At 35.7% G+C, this 17,409-nt stretch carries 19 protein-coding genes; 7 read left to right on the top strand and 12 right to left on the bottom strand.

Translation table 11 applies throughout. The features are described 5' to 3' along the window. Nucleotides 1–9: 9 nt before the first annotated feature. The 3 genes from LKACC16343_RS14655 to LKACC16343_RS05935 all read right to left on the bottom strand — a co-directional run bounded on the left by LKACC16343_RS14655 (nt 10) and on the right by LKACC16343_RS05935 (nt 4,431). Entirely contained in the window at nt 10–1,017 is a 1,008-nt protein-coding gene (locus LKACC16343_RS14655; RefSeq protein ID WP_056953792.1) for a glycoside hydrolase family 73 protein, read from the bottom strand. 392 nt (nt 1,018–1,409) lie between these two features. Continuing rightward, nucleotides 1,410–2,987: a peptide chain release factor 3 gene (locus LKACC16343_RS05940; protein WP_056953790.1), complete on the bottom strand. Its 1,578-nt coding sequence runs from the start codon at nt 2,985–2,987 to the stop codon at nt 1,410–1,412. 88 nt (nt 2,988–3,075) lie between these two features. Then, the gene (locus LKACC16343_RS05935; protein WP_056953788.1) at nt 3,076–4,431 is read right to left on the bottom strand and encodes a hemolysin family protein; all 1,356 of its coding nucleotides are present in this window, start codon (nt 4,429–4,431) and stop codon (nt 3,076–3,078) included. Nucleotides 4,432–4,560: 129 nt separating this feature from the next. Here LKACC16343_RS05935 and LKACC16343_RS05930 point away from each other — a divergent pair, with 129 nt between their 5' ends. The 6 genes from LKACC16343_RS05930 (at nt 4,561) to LKACC16343_RS05905 (ending at nt 9,343) form a co-directional block, all read left to right on the top strand. Continuing rightward, nucleotides 4,561–5,022 (top strand): hypothetical protein, encoded by a 462-nt coding sequence (locus tag LKACC16343_RS05930; RefSeq protein WP_056953787.1) that lies wholly within the window; start codon nt 4,561–4,563, stop codon nt 5,020–5,022. A gap of 249 nt (nt 5,023–5,271) precedes the next feature. Then, entirely contained in the window at nt 5,272–6,069 is a 798-nt protein-coding gene (locus tag LKACC16343_RS05925; protein WP_056953785.1) for a homoserine O-acetyltransferase/O-succinyltransferase family protein, read from the top strand. Between the two features lie 13 nt (nt 6,070–6,082). Continuing rightward, entirely contained in the window at nt 6,083–7,006 is a 924-nt protein-coding gene (gene cysK / locus LKACC16343_RS05920) for a cysteine synthase A (RefSeq protein WP_056953783.1), read from the top strand. Between the two features lie 81 nt (nt 7,007–7,087). Then, nucleotides 7,088–7,870 carry a transporter substrate-binding domain-containing protein gene (locus LKACC16343_RS05915; protein WP_056953780.1) on the top strand — a complete coding sequence of 261 codons (783 nt, stop codon included), beginning with the start codon at nt 7,088–7,090 and terminating at the stop codon, nt 7,868–7,870. 31 nt (nt 7,871–7,901) lie between these two features. Beyond that, nucleotides 7,902–8,597 carry an amino acid ABC transporter permease gene (locus tag LKACC16343_RS05910; protein WP_025084707.1) on the top strand — a complete coding sequence of 232 codons (696 nt, stop codon included), beginning with the start codon at nt 7,902–7,904 and terminating at the stop codon, nt 8,595–8,597. Further along, nucleotides 8,597–9,343 (top strand): amino acid ABC transporter ATP-binding protein, encoded by a 747-nt coding sequence (locus LKACC16343_RS05905; protein ID WP_056953778.1) that lies wholly within the window; start codon nt 8,597–8,599, stop codon nt 9,341–9,343. The genes LKACC16343_RS05910 and LKACC16343_RS05905 overlap by 1 nt, the downstream gene beginning before the upstream one ends. 53 nt (nt 9,344–9,396) lie before the next feature. Here the strand turns inward: LKACC16343_RS05905 and LKACC16343_RS05900 are convergent, their stop codons facing one another. The 9 genes from LKACC16343_RS05900 to recX form a co-directional block, all read right to left on the bottom strand. Then, nucleotides 9,397–9,972 carry a histidine phosphatase family protein gene (locus LKACC16343_RS05900; RefSeq protein WP_056953776.1) on the bottom strand — a complete coding sequence of 192 codons (576 nt, stop codon included), beginning with the start codon at nt 9,970–9,972 and terminating at the stop codon, nt 9,397–9,399. 85 nt (nt 9,973–10,057) lie between these two features. Next, nucleotides 10,058–10,642: a histidine phosphatase family protein gene (locus tag LKACC16343_RS05895; RefSeq protein ID WP_056953774.1), complete on the bottom strand. Its 585-nt coding sequence runs from the start codon at nt 10,640–10,642 to the stop codon at nt 10,058–10,060. 1 nt (nt 10,643) lies between these two features. Then, nucleotides 10,644–11,216 carry a histidine phosphatase family protein gene (locus LKACC16343_RS05890; protein WP_056953772.1) on the bottom strand — a complete coding sequence of 191 codons (573 nt, stop codon included), beginning with the start codon at nt 11,214–11,216 and terminating at the stop codon, nt 10,644–10,646. 1 nt (nt 11,217) lies between these two features. Next, entirely contained in the window at nt 11,218–12,129 is a 912-nt protein-coding gene (locus LKACC16343_RS05885; protein WP_056953770.1) for an amidohydrolase family protein, read from the bottom strand. Nucleotides 12,130–12,155: 26 nt separating this feature from the next. Then, entirely contained in the window at nt 12,156–13,166 is a 1,011-nt protein-coding gene (locus tag LKACC16343_RS05880) for an aldo/keto reductase (RefSeq protein WP_056953768.1), read from the bottom strand. Nucleotides 13,167–13,168: 2 nt separating this feature from the next. Next, nucleotides 13,169–13,519: a MerR family transcriptional regulator gene (locus LKACC16343_RS05875; protein ID WP_056953766.1), complete on the bottom strand. Its 351-nt coding sequence runs from the start codon at nt 13,517–13,519 to the stop codon at nt 13,169–13,171. A gap of 82 nt (nt 13,520–13,601) precedes the next feature. Beyond that, nucleotides 13,602–14,492 carry a LysR family transcriptional regulator gene (locus LKACC16343_RS05870; RefSeq protein ID WP_056953764.1) on the bottom strand — a complete coding sequence of 297 codons (891 nt, stop codon included), beginning with the start codon at nt 14,490–14,492 and terminating at the stop codon, nt 13,602–13,604. A 64-nt stretch (nt 14,493–14,556) separates the two neighbouring features. Then, nucleotides 14,557–15,090, bottom strand: coding sequence for a nucleoside tri-diphosphate phosphatase (ntdP, locus tag LKACC16343_RS05865; RefSeq protein ID WP_054643218.1), 534 nt, complete (start codon nt 15,088–15,090; stop codon nt 14,557–14,559). A 78-nt stretch (nt 15,091–15,168) separates the two neighbouring features. Continuing rightward, nucleotides 15,169–15,939, bottom strand: coding sequence for a recombination regulator RecX (gene recX / locus LKACC16343_RS05860; protein ID WP_056953762.1), 771 nt, complete (start codon nt 15,937–15,939; stop codon nt 15,169–15,171). Between the two features lie 66 nt (nt 15,940–16,005). Here recX and rlmD point away from each other — a divergent pair, with 66 nt between their 5' ends. Further along, entirely contained in the window at nt 16,006–17,385 is a 1,380-nt protein-coding gene (rlmD, locus tag LKACC16343_RS05855; RefSeq protein WP_056953760.1) for a 23S rRNA (uracil(1939)-C(5))-methyltransferase RlmD, read from the top strand. Nucleotides 17,386–17,409 lie beyond the last annotated feature (24 nt).

Genomic DNA, 17,409 nt, shown 5'->3' with positions numbered 1-17,409 from the left:
ATACATTTATTATTTAACAACGTATGTATCTTGTACCCATTCGTTAGTAGCAACACGATAGTATGTGTGACCATTAAGAACTCTAGTTTGATCAGTTTGCCATGGTGTGTCATTACCTAAAGCACGGTTAGTAATTACTGAATATGTACCATCACTTTGTAAAGCAAGTAATTTTACATAAGGACTAGCACTATTTCTAACTGTAATAACACCCTTTTGAGTATCTTGTGAACTACCGTTTGTTTGAGCGTTACCATCATATTGTGTCAAATTGTATGTGGAAATGATGTTGTTCAAAGAAGATGCATAGTTAGGAGCTGTTGCATATCTACCTTGTAGCCATGCTGTTGCATCCTTATATGAGCTTGCATTTTCTTTCCATGTACCCTTGTAATAGCTAGAATTCCATGAAACACCATTACGAAGCTTGTCACCATTGTCTAAGAATGATTCGTAGTAACTAGGATACTTTCTGAAGTTAGCATAAATTGTATACCAACCCTTTGATGAACTGTATTCAGATGTAGGCATTGTTACAAAAGCACCATTATAGTCACCCTTAATACCAAACAAGTTATGACCTTGAGTAGCTAATGTTGAAGCACCCCAACCACTTTCAAGAATGGCTTGTGCCAACATTACTGACGCATAAAGGTTATATTTTGAAGCAGCTTTTTGAGCCATAGGAACGGCTTCATTTAAGAAAGCTTGTTGTTGTGAAGATGATAACCCTGAAGCAGCTTGAACAATTGCTGTTGCATTTGAAGCTGCATATGGTGATTCACTTGCTGATTGTACAATTGATGAGTTAGCAACAGTGGTATCAGCCTTTTTTACGTCAGAGCCAGCAATGACGTTTTCGTCGTTATTTTGTGATTTGTTATTTACTTGTTCTGTATTTGTGTCAGATGCTGTAGAATCTGCATCGGTTGTAGCAGCTGATACTACTGAAGGCGTAGCAGTTGCAGCCAATGTTCCAAGTACCAAGGCACTTGTAATTAGATTTTTTTTAGACATAGAATGTTTCCCCTTAATAAATAATCTAGTTATAGACTACTATTTACAAAATTTAGTTTCAATAAAACCCGGATTTTGTAACAAGAATTAAACATTCGAAAATAAATTGTAATTTTTTGTTACTTGACATTAAGAAATTCTTAAGAAATTTAAGATTTTTTTACATCAAATAACCCAATCACATCTTTTCCAAAAGAAATTGGATAACAAATTCCATAAAAATGAAATGTTTAATTGAATAAACCCATTGGTAGCCAAATTATTTTTTTAAAATGAAGAGCGTAATCCCCTGTTTTCACGCCATCCGGGCTTTTTTTGCACCTCCTTTATATGTGATTTTTTACACTACCATGAAAATTTTACAATAAAAAAAACCGCCATTCAGCGATTTCCTATAATTTTGAAGTTAACTTAACATTTGGATATTTGTTAGCAAACCAGTTTTCAGCAAACTTATTCTCAAATAAGAACAATGGTTTGTCATCCAAATCTTTCACTAACATATTTCTAGTTGATGACATTGAAGCATCTAGTTGTTCTGGATCTACCCAACGGGCAATTCTAGAACCAATTGGTTTCATAACAACGTCACAATTATACTCGTTCTTCATTCTAAATTGGAAGACTTCAAATTGAAGTTGTCCAACTGCACCTAAAATATAGTCATTAGTTGTATATTTCTTATAAAGTTGAACCGCACCTTCTTGAACCAATTGTTGCATCCCTTTGTGGAATGACTTTTGCTTCATAACATTCTTAGCTTGAACTTCCATGAACATTTCTGGTGTAAATTGAGGTAAGTCTTCAAATTGAACAGATTTTTTACCTTCATAAATCGTATCACCAATTTGGAAATTACCAGTATCATACAAACCAACAATATCACCGGCAACAGCAGTCTTAACTGTCTCTCTTTGATCAGACATGAACTCAGTTGCATTGTTCAAGCGCATTACTTTACCTGTACGATCCAAAGTTACATCCATTCCACGAACAAATTCACCTGAACAAATACGTACGAAAGCAATTCTATCACGATGATTAGGATTCATATTAGCTTGAATCTTAAAGACGAAACCAGAGAATGTTGGGTCATCAGGTTTTACGACTTCTTCACTATCTTGTTCCTTATGTTCGGCTGGAGCTGGCGCCATGTCCAAGAATGTGTTCAAGAAAGTTTCTACACCAAAGTTAGTCAAAGCTGAACCAAAGAAGACTGGTGTTTGATTACCTGCTAAAACTTTATCCAAGTCGAACTTGTTACCAGCTTCCTTAATCAAATCAACTTCACCTAATGCTTGTTCGTAGACACCCTCTTCTTCAATTGGATTGGATTCAGCCAATTGTCCTTTGTCATTCAAAGGTAGGAAACGGTCATCGCCATCTTTACGGTAAAGTTCCAAGCGATTATTACTAATATCGTATAATCCTTTTAATTCCTTACCCATACCGATAGGCCAGTTCATAGCACAACCTTCGATATTCAAAAGATCTTCCAATTCAGCAATCAAATCAAGTGGATCACGACCATCACGATCCAACTTATTCATAAATGTGAAAATAGGAATACCACGTTTTTTAACAACTTTAAATAATTTCTTTGTTTGTGGTTCAATACCTTTGGCAGAATCAATTACCATGACTGCAGCATCAACCGCCATCAATGTACGATAAGTATCTTCAGAGAAGTCCTCATGTCCTGGAGTATCCAAGATATTGATATCCTTATCGTGGTAATGAAATTGCATAACAGAACTGGTAACAGAAATACCACGTTTCTTTTCAATTTCCATCCAATCACTAGTTGCAAATTGACCGGATTTCTTAGCTTTAACTGTACCAGCTGAACGAATAACTCCACCAAAGTAAAGCATCTGTTCAGTAATAGTTGTTTTACCAGCATCCGGGTGAGAAATGATGGCAAAGGTTCTACGTTTATTTACTTCTTGTTCTAATTGTTTTTGATCCATATTTTATTAACACACAAAAATTTTGTGTACTTTATTCCTCCATACATACTTTGTAACTTAATTCTTCATCGAAAAAAAAGAAATACAGTTAGTATTTCTTTTTGAACATGTTTGAGGTAACTGTCTTCAATTTATTATCTGGTACAGTCACAATAACATTTTCAATTCTTGATCCATTCAACTCACCAGATGTAATCACTGTTCCATCTTTTAACTCAAATGACTTGGGATGCTTAGGATCAGGTATCTCACCAATATTCATGATTAGATAACCCGCAATCGTATCAACATCTTCTACTTGAATCTCTTCTTCAAATAGTTCATCGAAATCCTCAATTGTCATTAAACCAACAACAGAAAACTTATTGGCACCCAATCGTTGGAAATTCTTTGTTACAGGGTCATATTCATCATCAATTTCACCAACAATTTCTTCCAAAATGTCTTCAATCGTAGCTAAACCGACGATTCCCCCATACTCATCAACAACCATGGCAATTTGAGTCTGTGTACTACGCATTTTTAAAAGCAAGGCATCAATATTAGTTGCTTCCGGAACAAACAGTGGTTCCTTCATAATCGATTTTAAATTGATATTTTCAAAACCAATTTCTCGAGACTTCTTCAATAGATCCTTAATATGAACAATTCCGATAACATTATCCTTATCACCGCCATATAAAGGAATTCTTGAATATGGTTGTTCTAAGATTGCATCGATATTCTCATCAACTGGATTGTTGATATCAATCATAAAAGTATCCATTCTTGGTGTCATAATCTCTCTTGCCGTCTTATCACCAAAACGAATGATTCCCTGTAGCATCTGATACTCGTCAGAATTGATTGTTCCACTATTACGTGATTTACGTAAGGTAGCAATCATTTCATTTCTAGAAATAGGATCATCCTTTTGACTAAAATCAATTGGCGTAATCTTCGTCAACATATTGATTGTCTTATCCAATAACCAGACAAACGGACGTAAAATTTTACCAACAAATCTTATAAAAGGTTCAGTAAAACTGGCCACCTCATAGGGTTTTTGTAACGCTATTCTCTTCGGATACAATTCACCGAAAACTAAGGTAATAAACGATAAAATTATCGTTATAATAATAATTGAAATCTCGTGACTGCCTGGAAATTGACCAATCAAAGATTCTACCCTCGTACTTAAGGTAGTTGCCGCACTAGCTGATGACAAGAAGCCTGCTAAAGTAATCGCTACTTGAATCGTAGATAGGAACTTATTGGGATTATTAATCGCCTGTAATATTTTCTGAGCCCGTTTATTCTCATTCTTTGCTCTTTCCTCAACGGACGTCTTATTAACAGAAACTATCGCCATCTCGCCTGCTGCAAAAAAAGCATTTAATAATGTTAAAACTATTATTAAAATCAGCTGCCCGGAAAGCGACGCTCCAGAAGAGTCACCACTCATTTAACTCGCACTCACTTTCATTTGTAAACTTAAACATAAACAAAACAATTATAACAGGTGTTTATGTATTCAACAATAAACCTTTTTCATGTTAAAATAAGAACATTAGTATATAGGGAGTAATCAAAAATGTCTAATAAAAAAATTTCCATCATCTACCTATTCTTCTTCATCATCCCTTATGTTCTCTGTCTATCGATCATTGGGGTGTCATATAACTCATTAGTTCTCCACGCCTTGACTTGGAGAATCGTTGTTGGTGGAATCGTAGGAGCTTTTGGTATGTTTGCTGTTAAGGTAATCGCTCAACGTCCTGTTTTGATTATGTACCGTAGCTCAACTAGAAAAATTCTCAAAGATCTTTTACATTTCTTCGTGCTTGAGCGTAATAAAGTTGTCATTGGTGCAAATCTTTTTGTTGATTTTTGGCTATCGATGTTAAGTATTTACTTAATTGCTCGCTTCCTACCACTGAGTTTAATCCTCGGTCGAACAATGGGTTGGTTAGTCTTCCTGTTGATGATTTCATTGACCTTGGCTTCATATTTGGAATTCGAATCACTTTCAATTTATACAGAAAAAAAGAAATAATCCTTGACTAATTAATTTTTTAATTGTAAATTTGAGTCATCTTAATTGCAGGAGGAATTTGACATGTTGAATTTTAATCAAGAAAACATTAAATCATGTTGTTGTGTAGTAATTGACAAAAATTACTATACTTTTTCGACATGTCTAATACCACTCAATTGATAAACAAGTAGTGCAAACTGTAAATCAAGAGGAGCTGACATTAGTCGGCTCCTCTTTTTGTTTGCCAAACTTAGAAAGGAGACACTTGTGGAACCTATTAGAATTGGAATTTTAAACTTAATGCAAAATAAAATTGAAACTATGCACAATTTTCAGAAGGCTTTAGACCTTGATAACGTTGAATTGACATTTTACTATTCAGCCACTCGGTACGTTGATCGTGTACTTGATTCCGAAATAACAGATAATATGAGACCTTTAGATTTAGAAGAAATTAAGAATCTTGATGGTTTTATCATTAGTGGTAGTCCAGTTGAAAAATTAGATTTTCCTCAAGTTTCCTACTTTGATGAAATCAATGATTTGATTGACCAATTAAATCAGACTGACATTCCACAATTGTATGTCTGTTGGGGCGCCATGGCTGCCCTTAATCGTATATATAACATTCAAAAAAAACTTTTACCTCACAAGGTATTCGGAATTTTCCAAAATCAAATTTTGAAAGATTCTAAATATCTTGAAAATATCAGTGACAACTTTCCTGCACCTCACGCTCGTTATGCCGAAATGGATCACGAAGAGATGCAGAATAACCCTCACTTATCAATCAAAGCTATCAGTGAAAATGGTCTATTAACTTTAGCTGAAGCCGTCGATAAGAATCAAACTTTTATCTTTTCACATTTAGAATATCAAAAAGATGGTTTAGATAAAGAATATCGCCGTGAATTGGCCAGTCCCAAAGCAAAACAACCACTTCCCGCTTTGAATTACTATTCGCCATTAGATAAAAAGCCAACTTTTGCTTGGAAACAAACACAACTTAACTTTTATCATAATTGGCTTCAATCAGTTTCAGAATATAAATTAACTACTTGTTAAGGAGATTATCATTATGACAAAAATTGCTCAAAATATTACAGAACTTATTGGAAATACACCTATCGTTAAACTAAACAACGTCGTTCCTGAAGATGCCGCTGACGTTTACGTAAAATTAGAATTCTTCAATCCTGGTAGCTCTATCAAAGATAGAATTGCTCTTTCAATGATTGAAGCTGCTGAAAAAGCTGGCAAAATCAAACCTGGCGATACATTAGTTGAACCTACTTCAGGTAACACTGGTATTGGCTTATCACTAGTCGCCGCCGCTAAAGGTTACCATTTAATCATTACAATGCCTGAAACAATGAGTATCGAACGTCGTAAGTTGATGCAGGGATACGGCACTGAATTGATTTTGACACCTGGTAAAGATGGTATGGGTGGTGCTATTAAGAAAGCCACAGACCTATCTAAGGAAAATGGTTACTTCATGCCTATGCAATTCCAAAATCCTGCTAACCCGGCTATTCATGAAGCTACTACTGGTAAGGAAATCGTTGAAGCATTTGGTGACACTCCAGTTGATGGCTTTGTAGCTGGTGTTGGTACTGGCGGTACTCTTTCTGGTGTTAGTCATGCTCTAACTAAGAAATATCCTAATGTAAAAGTTTGGGCTCTTGAAGCTGCTGAGTCTCCTTTATTAAAGGAAGGAAAAACTGGTGCCCACAAAATTCAAGGTATCAGTGCTGGCTTCATCCCGGACACACTCGATAAGAATGCTTATTCAGATATAATGGAAGTAACTAGTGATCAAGCCATTAAGATGGCGCAAGAAGTTAGCCACAAGGAAGGCTTTTTACCAGGTATTTCTGCTGGTGCCAATATCTACGGAGCCATTCAAATTGCTAAGAAACTTGGCAAAGGTAAAACTGTCGTAACTGTTGCACCTGATAATGGTGAAAGATACCTATCAACTGATTTATTTAAGTTTTAAAAGTCATATCTTTTTTAAGTATTTTTATTTTATGAGAGAATAGAAAATGGTAATTTTCTATTAGAGGGGGATTTTTTTATAATGAAAAAGCGTATTGCTTTAATTTTAACAATGATTGCAGCCTTTGTTTTGGTTCTAACTGGTTGCTCAAACAAGAGCGCCAACAGTGATACTAAGACTGATGGTACTTTAACAATCGGTTTGGAAGGTACTTATGCACCTTACTCATACCGTGATAATGGTAAACTTAAGGGATTTGAAGTCGATCTTGGTAAAGCCATTGCTAAGAAACTTGATTTAAAGGCTAAATTTGTTCCAACAAAGTGGGATTCATTAATTGCTGGTTTAAACTCAAATACTTTTGATGTTGTTTTGAATAACGTGGCTGAAAACCCATCACGTGAGAAACATTACATCTTCTCAACACCTTACATTTACTCAAAATCAGTTATCATTACTAAAGATGGTACAGGTATTAATTCTGTAGATGATATTAAGGGTAAGAAGATTTCTGCCGGTACTGGTACTGATAATTACAACCATGCCGAAAAATTTGGTGCTAAGGTAGTTCCTGCTGCTGATTTCCAAACTGACATGTCAATGATCGATCAAGGACGTGTTGCTGGTGCTTTCAATTCTAAGGAAGCCTTCCTATATTGGAAAGAAAGCCATAAGAACACTGATTTGAAATACATCACTATTCCTAATAGCAAACTTAAACCATCAAAGATTGCTCCAATTTACAACAAGAAATCAACTCATCTACGTAACCGTGTAAATAAAGCTATCAAAGAACTATATAAAGACGGTACAATGAAGAAGCTTTCTAATAAGTACTTCGGTGAAGATATCACCAAAAAATAAATTTTAAAATTATCGAGGGGGTTATAAGTTCATGTGGCACACTATCATTACTTCATTACCAGCAATGATTTCTGCAATGTTGCAGTATACCATTCCGTTGGCCATTATTTCTTTTATCTTTGGCCTAATCTTAGCCGTATTAACAGCTTTAATTAAATTCATCCAACCGAGTGAAAATAAATTGATCAAATATCCTTGGTTAGTACTTCGTGCAATTGCTAACTTCTATGTTTGGTTATTCCGTTCCACTCCACTATTGGTTCAATTATTCATTATCTTCTTTGGTCTTCCAAGTGCTGGCGTTCAACTATCACCATTCATTGCTGCCGTAATTGGTTTCTCATTGAATACTGGGGCTTATGCCTCAGAGACTATTCGTTCAGCCTTGTTATCAGTTCCGCAAGATCAATGGGATGCAGCTTTTACATTGAATTTTACGACTAAGCAAACATTAATGAAGATTGTGTTGCCACAGGCTGTTAGAATTGCTCTACCACCACTATCCAATTCATTTATTGGTTTAGTGAAGGATACATCTCTTGCCAGTTCTATTACAATTTTGGAAATGTTCCAAGTCAGTCAACAAATTACTGCTAAAAACTTTCAACCATTATTGATGTACTCATTGGCCGCTTTCTTGTATGCTGTTGTCTGCTCGTTACTTACTTTATTGCAACATTATCTCGAACGGAGAACTTCAAAATACGTTAAAGGAAGTGAAGCCTAATGATTTCATTGAAGAATATTGTTAAAACTTATGGTAATAAACAAGTTCTTAAGAATCTTAGTGTTGACTTCCCTGATGGTAAAACAACTGTTATTCTGGGACCTTCTGGTTCTGGTAAATCAACACTATTAAGATCACTAGACCTTTTAGTTCGACCTGAAAGTGGAACTTTGAACTTCTCTGATCTGCAACTTGATTATTCTAAACCTGTTTCCAAAAAGCTTAGTTTCGATGTTCGTAAAAAAACTAGTATGGTTTTTCAAAATTGGAATCTCTTTCCTAATCTAACCGTACTCAAGAACATCACTACTGCTCCTGAAACAGTACTTGGTAAATCTAAGAAAGAAACCGAAGAACGTGCCCATAAGTTGCTTGCTCAAGTCGGTTTATCAGAATACGCTGACCGTTATCCAAGCCAACTATCTGGTGGTCAACAACAACGTATTTCAATTTGTCGTGCTTTAGCAATGGATCCTGAATACATTCTTTTGGACGAACCAACTAGTGCACTTGATCCAGAGTTGGAAACACAGGTTCTTTTGATTTTGGAAGAGCTAAGCAAAATGGGACAAGCAATGATTATTGTGACACACAACATGGAATTTGCTCGTTCAGTTGCTGATAAAATTGTCTTTGTTGAAGATGGTGACATCCTCTTCGACGGTTCAACCGATGAGTTCTTTAATCATCCCACAACACGAATCAAAGACTTTTTATCAGGTATTACATTTAACGAAGAAAAATAGTAATAACCCCTAACAAAAAGCAGCCAATAAAATGGCTGCTTTTTTGTTATGAATTATTTTACTTGTTCAACAAATTCAAACTTATTATTATCAAAAGTTAATTTAAGCACGGCACAGTTATGAAAGCTAATTTCTTTGGCAATTTTCTCCATCGAAAATAGTGACTGCATAAACATCAACATCACCGCTCCATGACAGACTACTAATGTATTTTCACCATCAGATACTTGTGCCATCGTTTCCTTAAGAGTCCTAATAACACGAGCCTGAAATTTTGTAGCCGACTCACCATTAAATTCAACGAAGAAGTCGCCATAAGATCCATCAGTATAGTAAGTTTTAGGCAAAAGTGTCTCACTCTCACCTTCAAAAATACCGAAGTCCCATTCTTTGACCCCCTTCAAACGTTGATAAGGTTGATCAGTTACTAATTCCAAAGTATCGGAAGCACGCTCCTGTGTTGACGAAAAGCAGTGATCAAAGTGCATTTGATGTTCTTCAAAAAATTGCTTTGCAGTTTTGGCATCCTCAATTCCCTTAGCTGTTAAAGGTGAATCACAAGCTCCCTGTGTTTTTTCTAGCTTATTAAAAAGCGTTTGACCATGGCGCATCAAATATAGTGTTTTCATCTCAATTTTTCTCCCCAAATCTGATATACGCCTAGGATACGCGACTTTTACTTTTAGAACTACAAAACCAAGACGAAAGTTTAAATTAATCTACCACATTGATTGTCTTAAGATATTTAAATTTGTCATCCGCAAATTCGAACTTCAAAACGGAACAATTTTTCATTTCTACGTGCTTGACGATTTCCTCTAGTGGAATCCAATTTTTCAAGAACAAATAGATTGATGCGCCATGTCCCACAACCAAAACATTTTGATTATCTTTACGATCCATAATTTCGGTTAAAACTCTTACCATCCGTATCTGCACGTCATCGGCCGAGTCCCCACCGTATGGAACAAAGGCATCGCCGACTGAACCAATTTTAGGATCATATTTAGGATTGAGTCGTTGGTTCTCACCCTCGAATAATCCAAAGTTCCATTCCCTCAAACCTTTTAAACGCTGATAAGGTTGGTCAGTTACTAACTCCAAAGTATCAGAAGCCCGTTCTTGAGTTGAAGAATAAGCATGATCAAATTCTATTTGGTTATCTTTAAAATATTGGTCAACTTTTTTGGCATCAGCAATTCCCTTCGAAGTTAAAGGTGAATCGCATACTCCTTGAATCTTACCTAAAGCATTAAATTGTGTCTGTCCGTGACGCATTAAGTATAAAGTTTTAGTCATTTTAATTCACTTCAATCGTTTTCTGATATTTGAAAATACCTTGATCATATTCAAATTCAATTACTGAACAATTAGTAATATGTGGCAGTCTTTCTGTGATCCACTTCAAAGTAAACATATGAATTGCTCCACCATGACTGACAGCTAGGATATTTTGACCGTCATCGGCTTGTTCCATAATATCGGTTAATGTTTGATTAACTCTAGTTTGTACTTCACTAGCAGCTTCTCCTTGATAAGGTACAAAGAAATCGCCATACGAACCAACCTTAGGATCAGGTTTAGGATTAAGCTTTTCACTTTCACCCTCAAAGACGCCAAAATTCCATTCCTTTAATCCCTTGAGGCGTTGATATGGTTGATCAGTTACTAATTCCAAAGTGTCAGATGCTCGTTCCTGGGTTGATGAATAGGCATGATCAAAAGTTAATTGATGTTCTTTGAAATATTGGCCAACCTTTTTGGCATCGTTAATACCTTTCTGAGTTAGTGGCGAATCGCAGGCTCCTTGAATCTTATGTAACTCATTGAATTGAGTTTGCCCATGGCGCATCAAATAAAGTTTTTTTGTCATGCTATTTCTCCTTTAACAAATTAATAAAATTATCGCGATAAATTCCATTTCTTTGAATGTCAGAAATATTCATTTCATCAATTGCCTGCATAATCTCCTGGGTTGCTCCATTAGGCATCACTGCGAAAGGTGCATCCGTTCCAAAGACTAGGTGTTTTGGACCATAAAAATCCAGTGCCAATTCCAAGGCTTTGGAATTACCTAAAATTGCTGTATCAACATAAAACTTTTTAAAATCCTCATAATACTTAGGCAAAGTATATTTAATCCGACCGGCAAAAAACGGAACCATTGCTCCAGCATGATGAACAATTATCTTCAAATTGGGATACTTTTCAAAATAATCAGCTAAAACCAGTTGATACATTGCCTGTGTTAATTCGTATTCCCAACTGAAAGTCAAATTGTTATCTGGTTTTCTACCATCAAATACAGGATGCAACCAAATCGGCACATTTAACTCAGCAGCCGTTTTGAATACTATTTCAAATTCTGGATCAGCAATCGATTTTCCTAAAGCTCTTGTAAAAAGCTGAATTCCCACTAAAGACGGATTTTGTGAGACTTGTTGAATGATTTTAACAGCTTCGTCTAAATTGTTCATGGGTACCATTGCCACGACTGACTCAAAAATATCAGTATTAGCTTTTTGAATCTGTATCATTTCATCGTTAGCATCCCCGCACATTTGAGCAGACTTTTCTCCATCAAAATAATCTTCAGGATTCAAATTAACATTTGAAATAATTTGTTTAACATCCTGAGGAAAGTTTTGATGACGTAATTTTAAATCAGTCAAAGAGGAAATCTGCAAAAAAAGATTGTCCTCAATAATACTGGGGACATCTTTCTTAATACTTTTCAACAGATTGGTTGGCAAAACGTGTGCAAAAATATCTAATTTTTGATTCATAATTTTTCCACCTTTCCTATTAATTATTAACGTGTAAAATCATTTTCTTCTTTAGTAAAAGCACCAACCAACTTATGTGGCAAATATGGTGCTTTCATATATTTAACATCTTCATTATCCAATTTAACATTCAAAGCATCAACCGAACTAGCCAAATGATCCGGATTAGTTGCGCCTATAATTGGAGCCACAACCTGTTTCTTTTGCAATAGCCAAGCAATAGCAACTTGAGCCATCGTAACATGATGTTTAGCAGCCACTTCTGAAACTCGTTTAACGATTTCCATATCATTTTGTTCCGCATTATCATATTTACTTTCAGCTACTTTATCAGTTTGTGCTCGCTTAGTTCCACCATTCCAAGTTGGACGTGTTAAATGTCCGGAAGCTAAAGGACTATAGGGAGTTACTGCAATATTTTCATCCTCACAAAGTGGCAACATTTCTCGCTCTTCTTCACGGTACAAGAGATTTAGATGATCTTGCATCGATACAAATTCGGTCCAATTATGTTCTCTTGCAACAGCTTGGGCTCTTTCAAATTGCCAAGAATACATAGCTGAAGCTCCAATATATCTAGCTTTACCTGATTTAACTATGTCATGCAAAGCTTCCATTGTTTCTTCGATTGGAGTGTTGTAGTCCCAACGATGAATGATATACAAATCAACATAATCCATATCTAAACGTTTCAAACTTTTATCAATTTGAGTCATGATAGCCTTACGTGATAATCCATGTTGATTAGGTTTATCAGATTGACTGAAGAATACCTTCGTAGCAACTACAACCTCATCACGATTAGCATACTTTTTCAGTGCTTTTCCTAAAAATTCTTCACTGTCACCATAAGAATAAATGTTAGCTGTATCAAAGAAATTGATTCCCAAATCCAAGGCCTTTTTAACTACTTGTTCACTTTTATCATAATCGACAGCCCAAGGAAAAACGCCTGTTTCCGGACGTCCAAAGCCCATGGTTCCCAAACAAATTCGTGAAACGTCTAATCCAGTGTTACCTAGTTTGCGATAATCCAAAACTAAAACTTCCTCTCATTTATTTCATGACGCAAGTAATCGATTCGTTCCAACTGTTTTTCTTGCAAATGAATCTCGTCTAACTTCGACTTACGTTTCTTTGTTAAAAAATCAATTCGTGTTTGCTTAGAATTAGGTGTTTCTAATAGCAAACGCATATACTGCTCAACTTCTTTATTACTGAAGCCGACATCGTGCAAAGCCATGATTGTACTTAGACGCTCCAGATCCTGATTATCATATTGCCATTCACCCATCACGTATTTGACAACATTGCATAATCCCCAAGATTCATATTCATCAAGAACTTCAACCGGAATCCGATATTTTTGACTAACTTCTTTTTTGTTCATAATTAATCTTTCCTACAAAAAAATAGACATCCCTTAACGGAACATCTATATTATCAAACCACTTATATGAAATGTATAATGCTTATTTTTCATCATCTGAAATACCTTCTAGGTATTCCTTAGCAAAATCAATAAAAGCCGACACATTACGAGCCGTTATTTGATCAGCTTTCCAAGCCAAGACAGAATTATAAGTTAAAGCCGGTTTCAAAGGAATAAACTTCATTCCTTCATAATGAGCATCCAACTTCAGACACAAGACACTACCCAGACCAGCTCTAGCCATAATCACCGCATTGTAGAGCAAATTGTAATTAGCAGCAACGTGAATTTTCTTCAAATCACTCCCAAACCAATAATTCAATTCACTTTCCATCGGTCTGCTTTTAGATAAAATCAATGTCTGATTTCTCAAATCTTTTGACTCTATGTAATCAAATTTAGCCAACGATGAATCGACTGGTGTCATAACACCCCACTGTTCAACTGGATGCATTCTAGCAAAATCATATTTTTCAGTGCTGACAGGTTCAATCAATAGACCTAAATCCAGTAGTCCTTGTTCGATTCCCCATTTAGTATCCTTAGAGTTACCACTTTGAATTTTGAAAGTTACTAGTGGATATTGCTGACGAAATGCAGTCATAATCTGAGCCAATTCATTCATACTTCGAAGTTCACCACCGCCAATAGAAATTTCACCAGCAATCTCAGCTTTGTCTTCAGACATTTCTGTTTTGATTTTGTCGCTTAGTTGACGCATCTCTTCAGCCCGACGTCTCAACAATAAGCCATCTTCGGTTAAAGTTATTTTGTGACTTTGACGAACAAACAGTTTTGTTCCCAATTCTTCTTCCAAAGCTGCAATCTGCCGTGAAAGTGTTGGTTGGCTAACATGCAACAAATTAGCTGCTCTAGTAATATTCTCTTCACGCGCAATCATCAAAAAATAATTTAAAACACGTAGCTCCATTATCTTATCCTCCCGAATACTAAAAAAGACCACCTATAGGTGATCTTACTAGGATATAGCAATCCTAATGGTGTGACAGTTCCTCATATCTTTGCATCCAAAGATCAACATAGGCCTGTGAAAATGGGCCTTTCTTCTTATCGATCCAATCAATTAAAACGTCGACATTATAATGTAAAATTGTATCTATTTCTGGTGGATAATTCCACATTTTACTGTGTGCCGCATACTCGTCTACATCGAGTAGTCTTTTTTCTCCATCCGGAAAAACCTTAACATCTAAATCATAATCAATATATTTAATGGCTTCTTTATCTAAGGCAAACGGTGTTGCTAGATTGCAATAATAGGACACTCCACTATTCCGAATCATAGTAACGATGTTGAACCAGTACTTTCTATGAAAATAGACTAATGCTGGCTCTCTAGTTACCCAACGACGTCCGTCTGCTTCTGTGACAAGAGTATTCTCATTACAACCGATAATCTCATTCTCACTTGTCTTTAGCACCATTGTTTCACGCCAAGTACGATGTAAATGACCATCATGCTTATAACTCTGGATTGCTACGTAATCCCCTTCTCTAGGAACTTGCATAACTTACCCAGCTTTCTAAACCTAAATCTTATCCAAAAAAAGTATAACAGAGCTGTGAAACGATTGAAAGATAAACAGTTAATTGTTAGCGTCTAAAACACGCTTGATCTCATCGTAATGGTAGCCTTTAGTCATTAAATAATTAATCAATTTAGCTTGCGTATCATAACGATGCTGAACTTTTTCAATCATTTTCTTTAATTTATCAAGTTCCTCATCTTCATCGACTTCTAAATCTAATTTCTTAATAGCTTCGTTAGTAATCTCACTATTAAAACCCTTTTGATATAAACTCTGACGAATCTTTGTCAGCATTTGTTGGAATGAGGCTCGTTTTTGTTTTCGAGCTTGTTTCTTAGCAAATTCAATAGCATTCTCCAATAGAACATCCTGATCAATATCAAATAAACTATCCTGAATGATATTGTCCGGCACACCCTTTTGAAACAATTTTTGCTCAATTATCTTAGGTCCATTAGCGGTCATCCGTAATTGATCGGTGATAAAACTCTTAGCATAACTAGCATCATCCAAATAATGTAGATTACGCAACTTTTCAAGTGTGAATTCGACAGCATCTTTGTGATATTCCTTCTTATATAGATACTCTTTGATTTCTTTTTCTGTTCGCAATTGGTAACTCAAATAATTAACTGCATCACCATAAGCCTTATTTACATTCTCTCGATGTTCAATCTCCGCAACTTGTTGATCGGTCAATTCTACATCTTTCATCAGACGAAATTCGATCAAAGTAGTCTCCGCTACAGGAAAAGCATACTTGCCATCAAGATAGATATTGTAACGTCCCTTACGTTTCTGGGCCTGAATTTTCGTAACTTTTGCCAAAATATTATTACCTCACATGTTATACTCAAGTGTAAGTTTATCGCAAAAACATTCAAAGGAAAAATTATGGATACAAATATAACTCAAGAACTAAAAGTTGGTGACAAATTTCCACTAACTATCAAACGAATCGGTATAAATGGCGAAGGCATCGGTTTTTTCAAGCATGTCATCGTCTTTGTACCAAAAGCTGTTCCCGAAGATGTCATCGTCTGTGAAGTCACTGATGTGCACCCTCGTTTTCTAAATGGCCGTATTCACAAAATCAGACAAGCTAGTCGCTTCAGAAATCCTGAGACACCTGCCTTAGCTGACAAAGTTGGTGGTTTGGATTTTGCTCATATTAAATATGAAGACCAATTAAAATTTAAGGCCGATATTCTCCGTGAATCACTCGAAAAATACAAACCTTACGCTTATGAAAAATACAACATTCGTCCAACTGTAGCCTCAGTTCAACAAGAAAAATATCGTAACAAAGCTCAATTCCCTATTCAAGAGATAGATGGCGAAATCCGTTGTGGACTTTACAAAACAGGCACACAAGAATTAGTTGATTTAACTGAAATGCCAACACAAATGGATCTAACTATGTCGGCCATGCGCAAGATTGTTGAAATCATTAAAGACTTGGAAATCCCCGTTTTCAATCCTAAACAAAAATCAGGAATCCTCAGCATGATTGTCATTCGTGAATCAGTTGAATTTAACCAACTTCAAGTTACCTTCATTACTCGTTCACCAAAATTTATCAAAGAACGACAATTAATTGAACGTATTCAAGAAGAAATTCCTGAAGTTAGTTCAATTTCTCAAAATATTAATAAGGAAGATCAAGGTGCCGTTTGGGGTGATGAAACTAAATTACTCTGGGGTGACGAATATCTCCAAGAAGATATCAATGGCTATATTTTCAACTTTTCACCACGTGCCTTTCTACAATTAAATTCACTTCAAACTGATAAATTGTATGACCTTGTTAACCAAGCACTAGAACCAACTCAAAGAGATATCCTTCTAGATGCATATTGTGGAGTTGGAACAATCGGTATTACTATGTCAGAGACCGTTAAGCATATTTACGGAATTGAAATTATTCCCGAAGCTATCGAAGACGCCAAAGCAAATGCCAAATTAAATGAAGTAGAAAATGCTGACTACTACGTCGGATCAACTTACAAAATCTATCCAGAATTATTAAAAGATGGCATCAACGTCAACTCAATTGTCGTAGATCCACCAAGAACCGGACTAGAAGGCAGCATGATCACAACACTAAATCGCAACCCAGTTGATAAGTTAGTTTACGTTTCATGTAACCCATCAACCTTAGCTAAAGATTTAGTAAGATTAGCGGAACGCTATAAAGTCGTTTATTTACAACCAGTAGATATGTTCCCACAAACACCACACGTTGAAACAGTCGTTAAACTAGTAAAAAGATAGAGAGTGGAACAGAGGCGGTCAGCT

Source organism: Companilactobacillus bobalius (genome assembly GCF_002179915.1).
Taxonomy (GTDB): Bacteria; Bacillota; Bacilli; order Lactobacillales; family Lactobacillaceae; genus Companilactobacillus; species Companilactobacillus bobalius.
Note: the sequence above shows the minus strand (reverse complement) of the source record. Positions and strands in the feature narration are given on the sequence as shown.